The sequence below is a fragment of the Pseudomonas sp. GNP012 genome, from assembly GCF_054343835.1.
The window spans coordinates 2,056,146-2,071,232 of record NZ_JBTGUU010000001.1 but is presented as its reverse complement, the minus strand read 5'-3'; the positions used below and the strand labels follow the sequence as shown (position 1 = coordinate 2,071,232).

Genomic DNA, 15,087 nt, shown 5'->3' with positions numbered 1-15,087 from the left:
ATCGAGATCCCGAAGATGAAAAAGCAGGTCGTCCTCTACAAGAAACTCTCGCCGCTATTGATGGCTCGCTTGCACGAGCAGGCCGAAGTGACGCTGATCGAAAACCTTGATGCCGAGGGCCAGGGCAAACTGCGCGAGGCCCTGCCCCGCGCTCACGGTTTGCTCGGTGCCAGCCTGAAGCTGGATGCCGAACTGCTCGACCTGGCGCCCGACCTACAAGCCATTGCCAGCGTCTCGGTGGGCGTCGACAACTACGACATCGACTACCTCACCGAACGGCGAATCCTGCTGAGCAACACGCCGGATGTGCTCACCGAAACCACCGCAGACACGGGTTTTGCACTGATCCTGGCGACCGCCCGGCGGGTAGTGGAACTGGCGAATCTGGTTCGCGCCGGCCAATGGAACCGCAACATCGGCCCTGCGCATTTCGGCAGCGACGTGCACGGCAAAACCCTGGGCATCATCGGCATGGGCCGTATTGGCGAGGCCCTGGCGCAGCGCGGGCATTTCGGGTTTGGCATGCCGGTGATCTACCACAGCCAGTCACCGAAACCGGCAGTGGAACAGCGGTTCAATGCGCGCTATCGAAGCCTGCCGGAACTGTTGCAACAGGCCGATTTCGTTTGCCTGACGTTACCGCTGACCGCTGAAACCCAAGGGCTGATCGGCGCAGAGCAGTTCGCCCAGATGCGTCCCGAGACCATCTTCATCAATATTTCGCGGGGCAAAGTGGTGGACGAAGCGGCGCTGATCGAAGCCTTGCGCACGGGGCGGATTCGCGCGGCGGGGCTGGATGTATTCGACCGCGAACCCTTGAATCAGGACTCGCCGTTGCTGCAGTTGAACAACGTGGTGGCCACACCCCACATCGGCTCGGCCACCCATGAAACACGGGAGGCCATGGCCAGGCGCGCGGTGGACAACCTGTTGGCGGCGCTGGCGGGTGAACGGCCGGCCAATCTGGTGAATGTTGGGGCGTGGAAGGGCTGAGGTATTCGGTGCCTGTCAGGCAGCCTTCGCGAGCAAGCCCGCTCCCACACTAGATCGTGTACAACCGAGATCAAATGTGGGAGCGGGCTTGCTCGCGAAGAGGGCAGCACAGGCAACACAAATCCTTCAGGCCCGCCGCACCTCCAGCAAATCCGTCGCACACAAAGCAATGCGCCGGCAGGCATCAGCCAGCTTCATCTGATCCACCACCAGACCGATGCGGATATGCCCCGCCGCACTCGGCCCGAAAGCTTCACCGGCCAGCACCGACACGCCATAACCTTCCAGCAGTCGCTCGGCGAAGCGCTGGGCCGATAACCCGGTCTGGCGCACATCGACCATCACGAACATTCCGCCGTCCGGGCGTATCGGCTTGAGCCCCGGGCATTGCCCCAGGCTTGCACACACCAGGTCGCGGCGCTGGCGATACTCTTCGCGCATCGAGGCCACTTCCGGCAGGTCCCGGTCCAGCGCCAACTGCGCAGCGTTCTGCACGAAATCCGGGATACCGAACAACATGCTCAGCGACAAATTGACCAGGTGACCCGCCATGGGCTTGGGCCCAATCACCCAGCCCACCCGCCAACCACTCATGGCGTGGGACTTGGACAGGCTGTTGATCGTCGCGGTGCGCTCGGCCATGCCCGGCAGGCTCGCCGGACTGATGTGCTGGCCTTCGTACAGCAAGTCGCTGTAGACCTCGTCACTGATCAGCCACAAATCGTGACGAATGCACAGCGCCGCCAGCTCTTGCCAAATGGCCAGTGGCAAACTGGCGCCGGATGGATTGTTCGGACTATTGAGCAGTATGGCGCGTGTCTTGGGCGTGATCCGCGCCGCGACATCCAGCGGGTCGACGCGAAACCCGTTCTGCGGGCGCACCGGCACCGGGACCACGGTGGCCGCACACGCGCCGATCACGCCTTCATAGGTCACGTACATCGGCTCGGCGACAATCACTTCATCGCCCGGGTCGAGCAGGCACTGCGCCACCGAATACACCGCGCACTGCGCCCCCGGAAAGACGATCACGTGTTCGCCATCCACCACCTGGCCATTGCGTTGCCGATGCCGGCGGGCAATGCTGTCGCGCAGCCCGCGACTGCCGCGCACTTCAGGATAGTGCGTATCACCGGCCAACAAGCTGGCGATGGCGGCCTGGACAATGGGTTGCGGCGTATCGAAGTCGGGGTCGCCAATGGACAACAGCAGGACGTCGACGCCCTGTTCGCGCAAGTGCAGCGCTCGATCGTGAATCTGCCAGGCCGCCGCACCGTCACCGGCGATTCGTTGGGTCAAGGCTGAGTAGCGCATGTTGTTCTCCTGTCGCGCGGGTACTCCAAGCCACAACCCTATCTCAAATCACGAAACGTGCCAGCATGGCGTTTCAAATCCACCCTCAAAATTGCCATCGGAGCTTTTGTGGCGAGGGAGCTTGCTCCCGTTCGGTTGCGTAGCAACCGCCGAACAAGGGGGGCCGCTGCGCAGCCCAACGGGAGCAAGCTCCCTCGCCACAAGGATGTCGTTGATTGACAGGCATCGTTCAAGGCTTGCGAACAGCCATCCGCCAGACACGCGCGATGTCGGTTGCCCGCTCACGCAGCAAGCGCGGCGCCTCGGCGCAGGCCTGTTCCAGGGTCATCGGTCCGCTCGCCAGGGCAAACGCAGCGTCGATGCCGTGCTCATAAAGCGCCTGATACCCCTCGCCCAGGGTGCCGGCGATGACGATGACCGGCACGGCGTGTTGCCTGGCGACACGCGCCACACCGAATGGCGTCTTGCCGCGCAGGGTTTGCGCATCGAAACGCCCTTCGCCGGTGATCACCAGATCGGCGCCTGCAACCGCCTCGGCCAGGCCCACCAGTTCGCCGACCACCTCGACCCCGGCCTTGAACTGCGCGCCCAGGAACGCCTTGGCGGCAAACCCCAGGCCACCCGCCGCGCCACTCCCCGGTTCGTCGCGAACGTCATTGCTCAAAGCGACCGCGCAATGGTCGGCAAAGTGCCCCAGCGCCCGGTCCAGTTGTTGGACCTGCACGGGCGAGGCGCCTTTTTGCGGGCCGAAAATCGCCGAGGCGCCGTGGGGGCCGCACAGCGGATTATTGACGTCGGCAGCGATGTCGAAGCGCACCTGCGCCAGACGCGGATCGATGTCGCTCAGGTCCACGCGGGCCAATTGCGCAAGGGCGAGGCCGCCCGGTGACAGCGTCTGTCCCTGAGCGTCGAGCAATTTAACGCCCAAGGCCTGCACGGCACCGGCGCCGCCGTCGTTGGTCGCGCTGCCGCCAATCGCCAGGATCACCCGTTGTGCACCGGCATCCAGTGCGGCACGGATCAATTGCCCGGTGCCGAAGGTGCTGCTGATGCACGCATCCCGCTGCGCCACCGGGACCAACTGCAAACCGCTGGCCTCGGCCATTTCGATGATTGCGGTGTGGCTCTGCGGCAACCATCCCCAGGCGGCATCCACCATGGCCCCCAGCGGCCCGCGAACCAGGGTGCGACGCAGTTCGCCTTCGCAGGCGGCAAGAATCGACTCGACAGTCCCTTCCCCGCCGTCGGCCATCGGGCATTTGACCAGTTGGGCATCAGGCCAGACCTGCGCCAATCCCAAGGCAATGGCGTCGGCTACGCCTTGAGCGCTGAGGCTGTCCTTGAACGAGTCGGGGGCGATTACGATTTTCATGGGAATTCTCCAGTTCCAATGCCCACATGCTGCCAGCCGCCATGAACAATAACGCCGGTCCGCTGCACAAGCGGTGTTGAGGATTATTGTTCATTTCCACAAAACCCGAGGCAGACGTTTCACTTGTAGGAGCGAGCTTGCTCGCGATGGAGGGTAACGATGACGCGGGAAATCAGACTTACCGCGGCGTCCTCTGGTTTTTCGCGAGCAAGCTCGCTCCTACAGGGGGATTTTGTCGCTCACGAAATTGAGTCTGGCTCGGGCAGCAGTTGCACGCCGAGATACAACGCGAGCATTCCATCAAGCCGCAGCGGATCGACGCCGCTGAGCTCGGCAATCCGCTCCATGCGATAACGCAGGCTGTTGCGATGAATGCCCAGCGCATCGGCGCAGGCCTGGCTCTGGCCGTCGTGTTCACACCAGCTGCGCAGGGTCGCCAGCAACTGACCATTGCTGTCTTTGGCAATGACCTTGCGCAGCGGGTTGAGCAATTCGTCGAGGGCGTCGTCGTTGCGGTGGCGCCAGAGCATCACCGGCAGCCGATAGCGGTTGAGCGTCAACAGCCGGGAGCGCGGCAACACTTCGCGACCGTAGGCCAGCAAGTCACCGACCCGGCGATAGCAGCGACGCAACCCCGCCAGCCCATCGGCTTGCCCACCGACGGCAATGCGCAGGATGTTCCAGCCGAGGCCGTCAAGCTTGTCCAGCAAACGCTCGTTCTCGATCGTCTGGCTGGCCGGACGGCACCAGAGCAACGAAGTTTTGGCCGAGCTGACGCACCAACTGTCCGGGTGGCGAGTGGTCAACCAGGCACTCAGTGCCTCGACGGTTTGCCCCGCAGCATGTTCCAGGCCCAGTTCGAACAGGTACGGCACCCGGGTCATTTGTGGCTTGAGACCCAACTGCTGCGCCTCATCGATCAGTCGCGGAGAATCCCCGGCTTCGCTGAGCAGCAGCGCCAGCAGATCATCGCAGCGCTGGCGCCGCCATTGCTGTTCGGCCTGCTGGTTGCGCTGGCCCACCAGCATCTCGGCGGTCATGCGCACCAGTTCGGCATAGGTGCGCAGTTGCTCGGGTTCGCCGGTGATACCCAGCACGCCGATCAGGCGCTGATCGAGCAACAGCGGCAGGTTGATGCCCGGCTGCACACCCTTGAGATGAATCGCCGTCTGCGCATCGATCTCCACCACGCGGCCGTTGGCCAGGACCAGTTGCGCGCCTTCATGCCGGGTGTTGACCCGTTCCGGTTCGCCACTGCCCAGGATCAGGCCCTGGCTGTCCATGACGTTGACGTTGTACGGCAGGATGGCCATCGCCCGGTCGACGATGTCCTGGGCCAGGTCGTGATCGAGTTCGAACATGCAAGTGATCCTTGAAGACGGTGATGGAACGGGTTGTTCACCCGCACAGGCCTTGGTTGCAAACCCTGTGCTCAGGCACAAAGACAGCCACCCTGAGGGTGATCGAGACTCTCTGGGCGATCAACGTTACCCTTTGCATCGCAAAAAATCATAATAAAGAGAGAGCCGTCATGACACAGAGCGCCGTAGCGTCCGAGGCCATCGCTGACGACAAAAACGCCGTCTACAAACGCATCACCCTGCGTTTGATCCCCTTCATTTTCATCTGCTACCTGTTCAACTACCTCGACCGGGTCAACGTTGGATTTGCCAAGCTGCAGATGCTCGACGCGCTGAGGTTCAGCGAAACCGTGTACGGCCTGGGCGCCGGCATCTTCTTTATCGGTTACGTGCTGTGCGGCGTACCCAGTAACCTGGCCTTGACCAGATTCGGTCCACGGCGCTGGATCGCGCTGATGATGATGACCTGGGGCACGCTGTCGACCTGCCTGCTGTTCGTCACCACGCCGACCGAGTTCTATACCCTGCGCCTGTTCACCGGTGCCGCCGAAGCCGGGTTCTTCCCGGGCGTGGTGCTGTATCTCTCGCAGTGGTTCCCGACCTTCCGCCGTGGCCGCATCATGGCGCTGTTCATGTCGGCGATCCCGGTCTCCGGCCTGCTCGGCAGCCCCTTCTCCGGCTGGATTCTCAACCACTTCGCCGCGGGCCAGGGCGGTCTCGCCGGCTGGCAGTGGATGTTCCTGCTGCAAGGCATTCCGACGGTGATCCTCGGTGCGCTGGCTTACTTCCTGCTCAGTGACAGTTACGCCAATGCGAAATGGCTGACCCCGTTCGAGCGTTCGGTGCTGGAAGCGGACCACGCTGAAGACCTGGCCAACAAACCGAAAACCACCACTGATTCGCTGCTGGCGGTGTTCAAGAACCCGGCGATCTGGGCCTTCGGCCTGATCTACTTCTGCATCCAGAGCGGCGTGTACGCGATCAACTTCTGGCTGCCCTCGATCATCAAGAACCTGGGCTTTGGCGATAACCTGGTGATCGGCTGGCTCAGTGCGATTCCGTACCTGCTGGCGGCGGTGTTTATGCTGATCGTGGGTCGCTCGGCGGACCTGCGCAAAGAACGTCGCTGGCATCTGGTGGTGCCGATGCTGATGGGCGCGCTGGGGCTGCTGATCGCGGTGAACTTCGCCGCCAACCCGGCTATCGCGATTCTCGGCCTGACCATCGCCACCATGGGCGCCCTCACCGGCCTGCCGATGTTCTGGCCGGTGCCGACCGCCCTGCTCAGTGCCGGCGCTGCTGCCGGTGGCCTGGCGCTGATCAACTCGATGGGCCAGATGGCCGGTTTCCTCAGCCCGTACCTGGTGGGTTGGGTCAAGGACAGCACCGGTTCGACCGATGCGGCGCTGTACCTGCTGGCGGGGGTGATTGTCTGCGGCAGTCTGCTGGCGTTGCGCATGACTCGTACGCTGCGCACCTGATCCCCACAAATCAGGTGTGGGAGCGGGCTTGCTCGCGAAGGCGGAGTGTCAGACAACAATATTGTCGACTGATACACCGCCTTCGCGAGCAAGCCCGCTCCCACATTTGATTCGATTTGCGTTTGCTCCAGGGTGCAGTTCTGGTATCTGATTGAGCCTTTCCCACCGGTAAAAGGATTTGCTCATGAGCTATCGCACACTGGGTCATTCGGGTCTGCAGGTGTCCACCCTGACCTTGGGCACCATGATGTTCGGCGAACAGACCAGTACCGAAGACTCCCTGCGGATCATCGACAAGGCCTGGGACCAGGGCATCAATTTCATCGACACCGCCGACGTCTACACCAACGGCCGTTCCGAGGAAATCGTCGGCGAGGCCATCGCCAGCCGCCGTCATGAATGGGTACTGGCCACCAAGGTCGGCTTCGGTCCCGTGGACGGTATCCCCAACCGCAGCGGTCTGAGCCGCAAGCATCTGTTCAACGGTCTCGACGCCAGCCTGACGCGCCTGGGCACCGACTACCTCGACATCTACTACCTGCACCGTGAAGACCACAACACGCCGCTGGACGTCACGGTATCGGCCATCGGCGACTTGATTCGCCAGGGCAAAATCCGCTATTGGGGCCTGTCCAATTATCGTGGCTGGCGCATCGCTGAAGTGATTCGCGTGGCTGACAAGCTCGGCGTTGACCGGCCGGTGATCAGCCAGCCGCTGTACAACATCGTCAACCGCCAGGCTGAAACCGAGCAAATCACGGCGGCGCAAAACTACGATCTGGGCGTGGTGCCCTACAGCCCGCTGGCGCGCGGGGTGCTCAGCGGCAAATACGCGCCGGATGTGAAACCGGACGCCAACAGCCGTGCCGGTCGCCAGGACAAACGCATCCTGGAAACTGAATGGCGCGTCGAATCCCTGCGCATCGCCCAGCAGATCCAGCAGTACACCCAGGAGCGCGGCGTCGGCATCGTCGAGTTCGCGATTGCCTGGGTGCTGAACAACAGCGCCGTGACCTCGGCCATTGTCGGGCCGCGTACCGAAGCGCAATGGGACGCCTACACTAAGGCGCAGGCGGTGAAGATCACGGCCGAGGACGAGGCGTTCATCGATGCGCTGGTGACACCGGGGCATGCGTCGACACCGGGGTTCAATGATGTGAGCCATTTTGTGTCGGGGCGTAAACCGCGTAGCAACTGAGTGAACAGATAACCCATTGTGGGAGCGGGCTTGCTCGCGAAGGCTGCTTAACATTCAACATTGATGTTGGCTGGAAAACCGCTTTCGCGAGCAAGCCCGCTCCCACAGTTGGACCGTGTTGATTGATTGGTCAATATTCGGCTCGAAAACCACGTATCCTCCGCACCCCCCGTTTCACCTTCAACCTCGCGAGGACAGCTTGTCTAAAGGTATCGCTCTATCGGTTTCAGCCTCGGTGCTGTTTGCCGTCATGTATTACTACACGTCGCTGCTCACCCCCTTGAGCGGCGTGGAAATCTTCGGTTGGCGCATGCTGCTGACCGTGCCGTGCATGACCGTGTTCATGGTGGTGTCAGGCGAGTGGAAGCGCGTGCTGGAGATCGTACGGCGCGCCAAGGCCGATCCGAAGCTGATTGGCGCGCTGATCGCCTCCTCTGCCCTGCTCGGCGTGCAATTGTGGCTGTTCATGTGGGCGCCGCTGAACGGTTACAGCCTGGATGTATCCCTGGGTTACTTCCTGCTGCCGCTGACCATGGTGTTGACCGGGCGGATCGCCTATGGCGAACGCCTGTCGTACCTGCAAAAGGTCGCCGTGGTGTTCGCCTGCCTGGGCGTGGTCAACGAGGTGTATCAGGTCGGTGGTTTTTCCTGGGCGACCTTGCTGGTCTGCATTGGTTATCCGGCCTACTTCGTTCTGCGCAAACGGCTGGCAGCGGACAACCTCGGCGGCTTGTGGCTGGACATGGCGTTGACGCTGCCGGTGGCCTTCTGGTTCGTTCAGAGCGGTGCACAGGGTTTTGGCGTGTTTGACCAGCATCCATGGTTGTCGCTGCTGATCCCGCTGCTCGGCGTGATCAGCGCTTCAGCGCTGGTGGTCTACATCATTGCCAGTCGCCTGCTGCCGTTCAGCCTGTTCGGTTTGTTGAGCTACGTCGAACCGGTGCTGCTGCTGGGCGTGGCGCTGCTGTTGGGAGAGAGCATCAAGGCCGGCGAATGGCTGACCTACATCCCGATCTGGATGGCCGTGCTGGTGCTGGTGTTCGAAGGGTTCAAGCATCTGGTGCGGCAGCGCAGGCCTTAATCGCACACAAAACAAATGTGGGAGCGGGCTTGCTCGCGAAAGCGGTGTGTCAGCCAGCTTAGATGGCGACTGACACACCGCTTTCGCGAGCAAGCCCGCTCCCACAGTTTTTTACAGCGTCAACGGTTTAGTCAGTGGAGAGAACACCACGACGAACCTGGTCACGCTCGATCGATTCGAACAGCGCCTTGAAGTTGCCTTCGCCGAAACCGTCATCGCCCTTGCGCTGGATGAACTCGAAGAACACCGGCCCCATCAGGGTTTCCGAGAAGATCTGCAACAGCAGACGCTTGTCGCCCGATTCGGACGAACCGTCCAGCAAGATGCCACGCGCCTGCAGTTCGCCGACCGGCTCGCCGTGGTTCGGCAAACGGCCTTCGAGCATTTCGTAATAGGTGTCCGGCGGCGCGGTCATGAAACGCATGCCGATGCTTTTCAGGTGGTCCCAGGTCTTGAGCAGGTCATCGGACAGGAAGGCAACGTGCTGGATGCCCTCGCCGTTGAACTGCATCAGGAACTCTTCGATCTGCCCGGCGCCCTTGGACGATTCTTCGTTCAGCGGGATGCGGATCATGCCATCGGGTGCGGTCATGGCCTTGGAGGTCAGGCCGGTGTACTCGCCCTTGATGTCGAAGTAGCGGATTTCGCGGAAGTTGAACAACTTCTCGTAGAAGTTGGCCCAGTAGGCCATGCGACCGCGATACACGTTATGGGTCAGGTGATCGATGATCTTCAGGCCGGCACCGACCGGGTGGCGGTCAACGCCTTCGATGAACACGAAGTCGATGTCATAGATCGAGCTGCCTTCACCGAAACGGTCGATCAGGTACAGCGGCGCACCGCCGATGCCTTTGATCGCCGGCAGGTTCAGCTCCATCGGGCCGGTTTCGATGTGGATCGGCTGGGCGCCGAGTTCCAGGGCACGCTTGTAGGCTTTTTGCGAATCCTTGACGCGGAACGCCATGCCGCACACCGACGGGCCGTGCTCGGCCGCGAAGTACGAGGCGACGCTGTGGGGTTCGTTGTTGAGGATCAGGTTGATCGCGCCCTGACGATACAGGTGCACGTCCTTGGAGCGGTGGGTCGCCACCTTGGTGAAGCCCATGATCTCGAAGATCGGTTCCAGGGTGTTCGGGGTCGGCGATGCGAGCTCGATGAATTCAAAGCCCATCAGGCCCATCGGGTTTTCGTATAAATCTGCCATGGTTGGCGCCTCATCATTTTTTATCAATTAACTAAGGTTAGTTGTAAGCAATGCTGAGACCGCTGGGTGGCGCACAGGAGATGCCCCGCACGCTGCGGGCGAGAAAATCACCGTAGATCAGTTGAAACCCGAATATCTTCATTGTCGACCCAAGGCTCTTGCGGGCGAGGCTTCTGCTGCCAGAAGACGATTATTATTGTATGCGTAACCTGATTCTACACAGCGTAAATAGATTTGTCCGCCTTCTGTATCAAATCCCCTTTTTCCTTACCCGCGCAAGGGGTTTGTTGCAGAGGAAAATCCCCGCCAGTATCAGCCCGCCACCCAGGCACATGACCAGCGTCAACGGCTCATCGAGCAACAGCGCTCCCAGGATCACCGCTGTCAACGGGTTCAAGGCAATGAACACCCCGGAACGCGTCGCACCGATTTTACGGATGCCGTCGTAGTAGCCAATGTACGCCAGCGCCGAACCCAGCACGCCAAGATACAGAAGGCTCAACCATTGCTGGGCACCGAGGTGGGCGATCGCGGTGACGCTCACCTCGCCACGGACAAGGCAGGTCATCCAGAGCATGACGGTGCCCAGCAGAATCGACCAGGTCACGGTTTGCACCGGCCCCAGGGTCTGGTTCAGTTCTCTGGAGCACAGCGAGTAGACGCCCCAGCCGAGCACGCAGCCGAAAATCAGCAAATCGCCGATCCAGGCATCGGTACCGGCGGCCAATAATTGCGGGTTGCGACTGACGATCACCATGCTCGCGCCTGCCATGCAAATCGCGATACCGGCGACTTTCGTCCGGTTCAAGCGCTCCTTGAACAGCAACCAGGAAGCCAGCCCGATCACCGCCGGGTTCAGCGCCACGATCAAGGATGCCCGTGAAGCGTTGATGTAATGCAGGCCATAAAAGAAGCACAGGTTGTAGAAGAAGATCCCGAAAAAGCCAAGCAGGAGCAATTGCAGCCATTGCCGGGCGCTGGGCCGGAGCAGCGGTATCCGCGCCATGCGTACAAACAGCAGCAATGCCACGCTGGCCAGTAAAAACCTCAGGCTGGCAGCCAGCAGCGGGCTGAGGCCGTCGGCCAGAAAGCGTCCGGCAACGAAGGTGCCGCCCCACACCATGCTGACGCCTGCCAGTTTCAGATACACCGGCAGATCCGAGGGTTTTGTCAGGGTTTGCTCACAGATCGTCATAAGGTTCCAGGGTCGGATATCGGAGAGATGATCTATCATTCGACTAATAGTCAGTCATTGTAAAATGAGCAAATACTCATGACCCTCACTCAACTGGAGATTTTCTCCCTCGTGGCCGAACTCCACGGCTTCACGCCAGCGGCCAATCGCCTGGGCATTTCCCAATCGGCGGTATCCCATGCCTTGAAGTCTTTGGAGCAGGAGCTAGGGGTCGAGTTGTTGCACCGGCATCAAACCCGGGTCGAGCCAAGCGACATTGGCCAGCAGTTGCTGCTTCGCGCCCGAGCGATGCTGGGCCTGGCCAACACCCTGCGCCAGGAAGCGGCCGATGCGCGGGGCATGAAACGCGGCACGTTGCGTATCGGCTCGTTCGGCCCGACTTCATCGATCAAATTGTTGCCGTTGATTCTGCAGCAGTACCGCGCCGCCCATCCCGGCATAGAAGTGCATATCGATGAAGGCCCTGACCGCCAGGTACTGCAGTGGCTGGAGGAGCGACGGATCGACATCGGCTTCGTGGTGTTGCCCGAGGAGCGTTTCGACACGGTCGCGCTGATCGAAGACCAGATGATCGCGCTGCTGCCCGCCGACCACCCGCTGGCGGTTCACGACAGCCTGAACCTGAAGGACCTGTGCGACGTCCCGTTTGTGCTGACCGAGGCCGGTTCTTCGGAGCTGGTTTCACGCCTGTTCACTGCGGCCCGACTGACGCCCAACATCCGTTATCGCTGCTCACAGCTGATAAGCACCCTGGATGTCGTCGCTCGCGGCGACGGGGTGACGGTAATCGCCGAAGGTTCATTACCCAATCAATCAAACAGCCGCTATGTGAAAAAACCGCTGTCGCCGACGGTGGTGCGCCAGGTCGGCCTGGCGGTACTCGATCGACGCCAGGCATCACCCGCGACGCTGGCCTTTATCGAACTGGCCGCAAGCCTCGACCTGCGTTGAGCGGCATAGCTACCAGCACAACTACCAAGGGCCAACTATCATGGCCATTACCCGAACTCTTTATGGGAGGCGTATTGCCCTGCCAGTTGTTGAGAGCCTTACTTCTTCGTGACGGGATTCGCGAATGCCGCTGAAAGCCAAAACCCGCAGTCGCAGCACAAAAGTTGCTGTCACCCTGATCAGCGGATTGCTCCCGGTGCTGCTGGGGGCCACCATTCTTTACATGCAGGCAGGGCGTGTGCTCAAGCAAGACAGCGAAAAAACCGCCGAGGAAGCAGTTCGTCAGTTCGACTTGATGCTCGACAACGCCTCTCAGGCCGCTCGCGAACTGCTGCCGATGGCCGGCCAAAGTTGCGGTGACGTCAAACTGGCGCTGCGCGAGCAGGTCACTCGTCGCCCATTCGTGCGTTCGACCAATCTGGTGTGGGAGAACAACCTGTATTGCAGTTCGCTGTTCGGCGACTACCAGGAGACGGTCAGCCCCGGAGACTACACCCAGGGCGCTTTGTGGCTCATGAACGGCAATCCGGTGACGCCCAACACCGCCTTGCTGGTGTACCGCCTGAGCGAAGGAAAAAAAGGTGCGCTGACGACCCTCTATGGTTATCACTTGGGCAACGTTCTGCGCTTGATCGGCCGCCAGACCTTGCTGGTGCTGCAAGTTGGCCCGGACTGGATGTCCGCCGATGGCAAGGTTCACACAGGTGCCGCGCCTGAACTCCCCGTTGCGCAGAGCCGCTTGACCTCCGGGCACTATGCTTTTGCCGTGCAAGCCGGTTTCCCCAAAGGCGAAACCTGGCGATACATGAGCAGCGAGTATCCCCCCCTGTTCAGTCTGCTGATTTTCTTCGGCGTGATTGCCGGGTCAATTGGTCACTTCCTGCAAAAGCGCTCATCGGCCCCCACCCAGGAAATGCAACGGGCACTGGAAGCCGCAGAGTTCATTCCGTACTTCCAGCCCGTGGTGCATGGCGACAGCAAAAGCTGGTCCGGTACTGAAGTGCTGATGCGCTGGAAACATCCGAAGGAAGGCCTGGTGCGTCCGGACCTGTTCATCCCGTTTGCCGAGCACTGCGGACTGATCGTACCGATGACCCGTTCGCTCATGCGACAAACCGCCGCCCTGCTCGCGCCGCAATCCGCCGGATTCAAAAAACCCTTTCACATTGGCATCAACATTACCGCCAGCCATTGCCAGGACCTGGACCTGGTCAAGGATTGTCGCGAGTTTCTCGATGCGTTCGAGCCGGGCTCGATCTACCTGGTACTGGAACTGACCGAGCGCGAACTTATCGAGCCAACGGCGATCACCCTGCAACTGTTCGAGCAACTTCGCGAACTGGGCGTGAAGATCGCCATCGACGATTTCGGTACGGGTCATTCAAGCCTTGGCTACCTGCGGCAGTTCAATGTCGACTTCCTGAAAATAGACCAGAGTTTTGTCGCCATGATCGGCATCGACACCCTCTCCAGCCACATCCTCGACAGCATCATCGACCTGGCCGTGAAACTCGACCTTGCCATGGTGGCCGAAGGTGTCGAAACCCGTGAGCAGAGTGATTACCTCAGCGCTCGTAAGGTCAACTTCCTGCAGGGTTATCTGTTCGGCAAACCCATGCCCGGGGCGGAATTCATTAGTGCATTAAGCAACCATTAACTCGAAAATTTAATCGATAAAACAACGACTACAGGCATAAATTTGAATCAAGACACTACCAACGTTACATGAAGAAAAAGACAGGATTTACTCTTGACCAATTAACTACTACAATTTTTCCTGCCTGCGCTAATTTGGCAGGTGAGCCACTATCACCGAGTCGCTTCAAGGCTCTTGGCTTATAGCTTTGTTTGCGGTTGGTATCAGCCAAACACACTATTGGAGTAAAGATATTGTCCAGACTCGCTGAATTTCGTGCAGCCGAAAAGGCCCTTCAAGAACAGCTCAAGCAGTTGGAATCCCTGAAGAACGATGCCGGGCTCAAGAAAGAAATCGAATTCGAAGAGAAGCTCCAGGGCTTGATGAAAACCTATGGCAAGAGCTTGCGCGACATCATCGCCATTCTCGACCCTAACCCGGCAAAATCCGGCCTGCAGCAAGCAGCACCGAAAACCCGCCGTGCTCGTGTGGTCAAGGTTTATCAGAACCCGCATACCGGCGAGCTGATTGAAACCAAGGGCGGCAATCACCGCGGCCTGAAAGCCTGGAAAGAACAGTACGGTGCAGCCACCGTTGACTCCTGGCTGCGCGGCTAACTCTCGCGGCGACAAAAAAGCCCTGCTTATGCAGGGCTTTTTCATGGGCTATCTAAATGCCCCCGGCGAGCACAAGACAACTACCTGGCCGCCAACTACTTTGTGCTTAATCCATTTGGATATCTAAAATTTTTTTCATGCATCGAAAAAGCACTGTCGCCAACTAAAGTTTCAAGCTGTTACGGGCTGCGTCTATTTCATCCTGGCTCGCCTTATAAGCCTCGGCCTGCCCTGCATAGGAAAAAACATAGGCCTTATCGGCATCCACCGCGGCCACCAATGTTTGCGAAAGCACATGCCTGCCGTTTTGCGTCACGGTGCAGGTTGTTTCCAGCGCGGCCAATCGACTCAAGGTAGTCGAATGAATTCGCGTACAGACACTTTGATACCCACCCTGAAAGAAGTCTTTTTGAACCGACTTGCGCATCTCCAGCAATACGCCTTCGAGGTTTACCTGATGATCGCTTTGCACCGGGCTCATGGTCAGTTCCATCACCAGGAGCGGCGCTCCGTGCTGATCATTTTTCACCGCCCGCTGGCGACTCACCCCCGCCGCAGAGTCAGGGACAGCTTCGATCTGCCAGCCTTGCGGCCAGGTCACCACTGGCGCATCGGCACGAGCAGCGCCAGCAAGCGAAAACACACTCAGCAGGATAAACAGCAGGTTACGGAATCGAATCATTG

General features: G+C 60.1%; 13 protein-coding genes. 7 read left to right on the top strand and 6 right to left on the bottom strand.

The features are described 5' to 3' along the window. Positions 1-15: 15 nt before the first annotated feature. Complete coding sequence (locus ACXX83_RS09280; RefSeq protein WP_458548201.1) at positions 16-993, top strand: 2-hydroxyacid dehydrogenase; 978 nt, start codon at positions 16-18, stop codon at positions 991-993. A 126-nt stretch (positions 994-1,119) separates the two neighbouring features. Here ACXX83_RS09280 and ACXX83_RS09275 read toward each other — a convergent pair whose 3' ends face one another. The 3 genes from ACXX83_RS09275 to ACXX83_RS09265 form a co-directional block, all read right to left on the bottom strand. After that, entirely contained in the window at positions 1,120-2,307 is a 1,188-nt protein-coding gene (locus ACXX83_RS09275; protein WP_126045696.1) for a pyridoxal phosphate-dependent aminotransferase, read from the bottom strand. 229 nt (positions 2,308-2,536) lie between these two features. Further along, positions 2,537-3,679 (bottom strand): glycerate kinase, encoded by a 1,143-nt coding sequence (locus tag ACXX83_RS09270; RefSeq protein WP_458548199.1) that lies wholly within the window; start codon positions 3,677-3,679, stop codon positions 2,537-2,539. A 239-nt stretch (positions 3,680-3,918) separates the two neighbouring features. Continuing rightward, positions 3,919-5,040: a sugar diacid recognition domain-containing protein gene (locus tag ACXX83_RS09265; RefSeq protein WP_104447285.1), complete on the bottom strand. Its 1,122-nt coding sequence runs from the start codon at positions 5,038-5,040 to the stop codon at positions 3,919-3,921. A gap of 170 nt (positions 5,041-5,210) precedes the next feature. On the opposite strand from ACXX83_RS09265, the gene ACXX83_RS09260 reads away from it, so the two are divergent. The 3 genes from ACXX83_RS09260 to rarD all read left to right on the top strand — a co-directional run bounded on the left by ACXX83_RS09260 (position 5,211) and on the right by rarD (position 8,800). Then, positions 5,211-6,521: an MFS transporter gene (locus tag ACXX83_RS09260; protein ID WP_458548197.1), complete on the top strand. Its 1,311-nt coding sequence runs from the start codon at positions 5,211-5,213 to the stop codon at positions 6,519-6,521. A gap of 184 nt (positions 6,522-6,705) precedes the next feature. Beyond that, complete coding sequence (locus tag ACXX83_RS09255) at positions 6,706-7,719, top strand: aldo/keto reductase (RefSeq protein ID WP_458548196.1); 1,014 nt, start codon at positions 6,706-6,708, stop codon at positions 7,717-7,719. 199 nt (positions 7,720-7,918) lie between these two features. Next, on the top strand, positions 7,919-8,800 hold the full coding sequence (gene rarD, locus ACXX83_RS09250) for an EamA family transporter RarD (RefSeq protein ID WP_407802339.1): 882 nt from the start codon (positions 7,919-7,921) through the stop codon (positions 8,798-8,800). A 127-nt stretch (positions 8,801-8,927) separates the two neighbouring features. On the opposite strand, the gene hppD is transcribed toward rarD, so the two are convergent. Together hppD and ACXX83_RS09240 are read right to left on the bottom strand one after the other, a co-directional pair. Next, on the bottom strand, positions 8,928-10,004 hold the full coding sequence (hppD, locus tag ACXX83_RS09245; RefSeq protein ID WP_007979060.1) for a 4-hydroxyphenylpyruvate dioxygenase: 1,077 nt from the start codon (positions 10,002-10,004) through the stop codon (positions 8,928-8,930). 250 nt (positions 10,005-10,254) lie between these two features. Beyond that, positions 10,255-11,199, bottom strand: coding sequence for a DMT family transporter (locus ACXX83_RS09240; protein ID WP_458548195.1), 945 nt, complete (start codon positions 11,197-11,199; stop codon positions 10,255-10,257). A 78-nt stretch (positions 11,200-11,277) separates the two neighbouring features. On the opposite strand from ACXX83_RS09240, the gene ACXX83_RS09235 reads away from it, so the two are divergent. From ACXX83_RS09235 to ACXX83_RS09225, 3 genes are all read left to right on the top strand, one after another. Continuing rightward, positions 11,278-12,150 (top strand): LysR family transcriptional regulator, encoded by an 873-nt coding sequence (locus ACXX83_RS09235; protein WP_458548194.1) that lies wholly within the window; start codon positions 11,278-11,280, stop codon positions 12,148-12,150. A gap of 124 nt (positions 12,151-12,274) precedes the next feature. After that, on the top strand, positions 12,275-13,807 hold the full coding sequence (locus ACXX83_RS09230) for an EAL domain-containing protein (RefSeq protein WP_458548193.1): 1,533 nt from the start codon (positions 12,275-12,277) through the stop codon (positions 13,805-13,807). Positions 13,808-14,040: 233 nt separating this feature from the next. After that, the gene (locus ACXX83_RS09225) at positions 14,041-14,403 is read left to right on the top strand and encodes a histone-like nucleoid-structuring protein, MvaT/MvaU family (RefSeq protein WP_008065377.1); all 363 of its coding nucleotides are present in this window, start codon (positions 14,041-14,043) and stop codon (positions 14,401-14,403) included. Between the two features lie 163 nt (positions 14,404-14,566). Here the strand turns inward: ACXX83_RS09225 and ACXX83_RS09220 are convergent, their stop codons facing one another. Then, the gene (locus tag ACXX83_RS09220) at positions 14,567-15,085 is read right to left on the bottom strand and encodes a DUF4946 domain-containing protein (protein WP_458548191.1); all 519 of its coding nucleotides are present in this window, start codon (positions 15,083-15,085) and stop codon (positions 14,567-14,569) included. Between the last annotated feature and the right edge of the window lie 2 nt (positions 15,086-15,087).

Bases quoted from the DNA above. Each gene is read 5' to 3' on its own strand.
- ACXX83_RS09280 (WP_458548201.1), top strand. From the start codon at position 16: ATGAAAAAGCAGGTCGTCCTCTACAAGAAACTCTCGCCGCTATTGATG.
- ACXX83_RS09260 (WP_458548197.1), top strand. From the start codon at position 5,211: ATGACACAGAGCGCCGTAGCGTCCGAGGCCATCGCTGACGACAAAAAC.
- ACXX83_RS09265 (WP_104447285.1), bottom strand. From the start codon at position 5,040: ATGTTCGAACTCGATCACGACCTGGCCCAGGACATCGTCGACCGGGCG.
- ACXX83_RS09275 (WP_126045696.1), bottom strand. From the start codon at position 2,307: ATGCGCTACTCAGCCTTGACCCAACGAATCGCCGGTGACGGTGCGGCG.
- ACXX83_RS09235 (WP_458548194.1), top strand. From the start codon at position 11,278: ATGACCCTCACTCAACTGGAGATTTTCTCCCTCGTGGCCGAACTCCAC.
- ACXX83_RS09220 (WP_458548191.1), bottom strand. From the start codon at position 15,085: ATGATTCGATTCCGTAACCTGCTGTTTATCCTGCTGAGTGTGTTTTCG.
- hppD (WP_007979060.1), bottom strand. From the start codon at position 10,004: ATGGCAGATTTATACGAAAACCCGATGGGCCTGATGGGCTTTGAATTC.
- ACXX83_RS09230 (WP_458548193.1), top strand. From the start codon at position 12,275: ATGCCGCTGAAAGCCAAAACCCGCAGTCGCAGCACAAAAGTTGCTGTC.
- ACXX83_RS09270 (WP_458548199.1), bottom strand. From the start codon at position 3,679: ATGAAAATCGTAATCGCCCCCGACTCGTTCAAGGACAGCCTCAGCGCT.
- ACXX83_RS09255 (WP_458548196.1), top strand. From the start codon at position 6,706: ATGAGCTATCGCACACTGGGTCATTCGGGTCTGCAGGTGTCCACCCTG.
- ACXX83_RS09240 (WP_458548195.1), bottom strand. From the start codon at position 11,199: ATGACGATCTGTGAGCAAACCCTGACAAAACCCTCGGATCTGCCGGTG.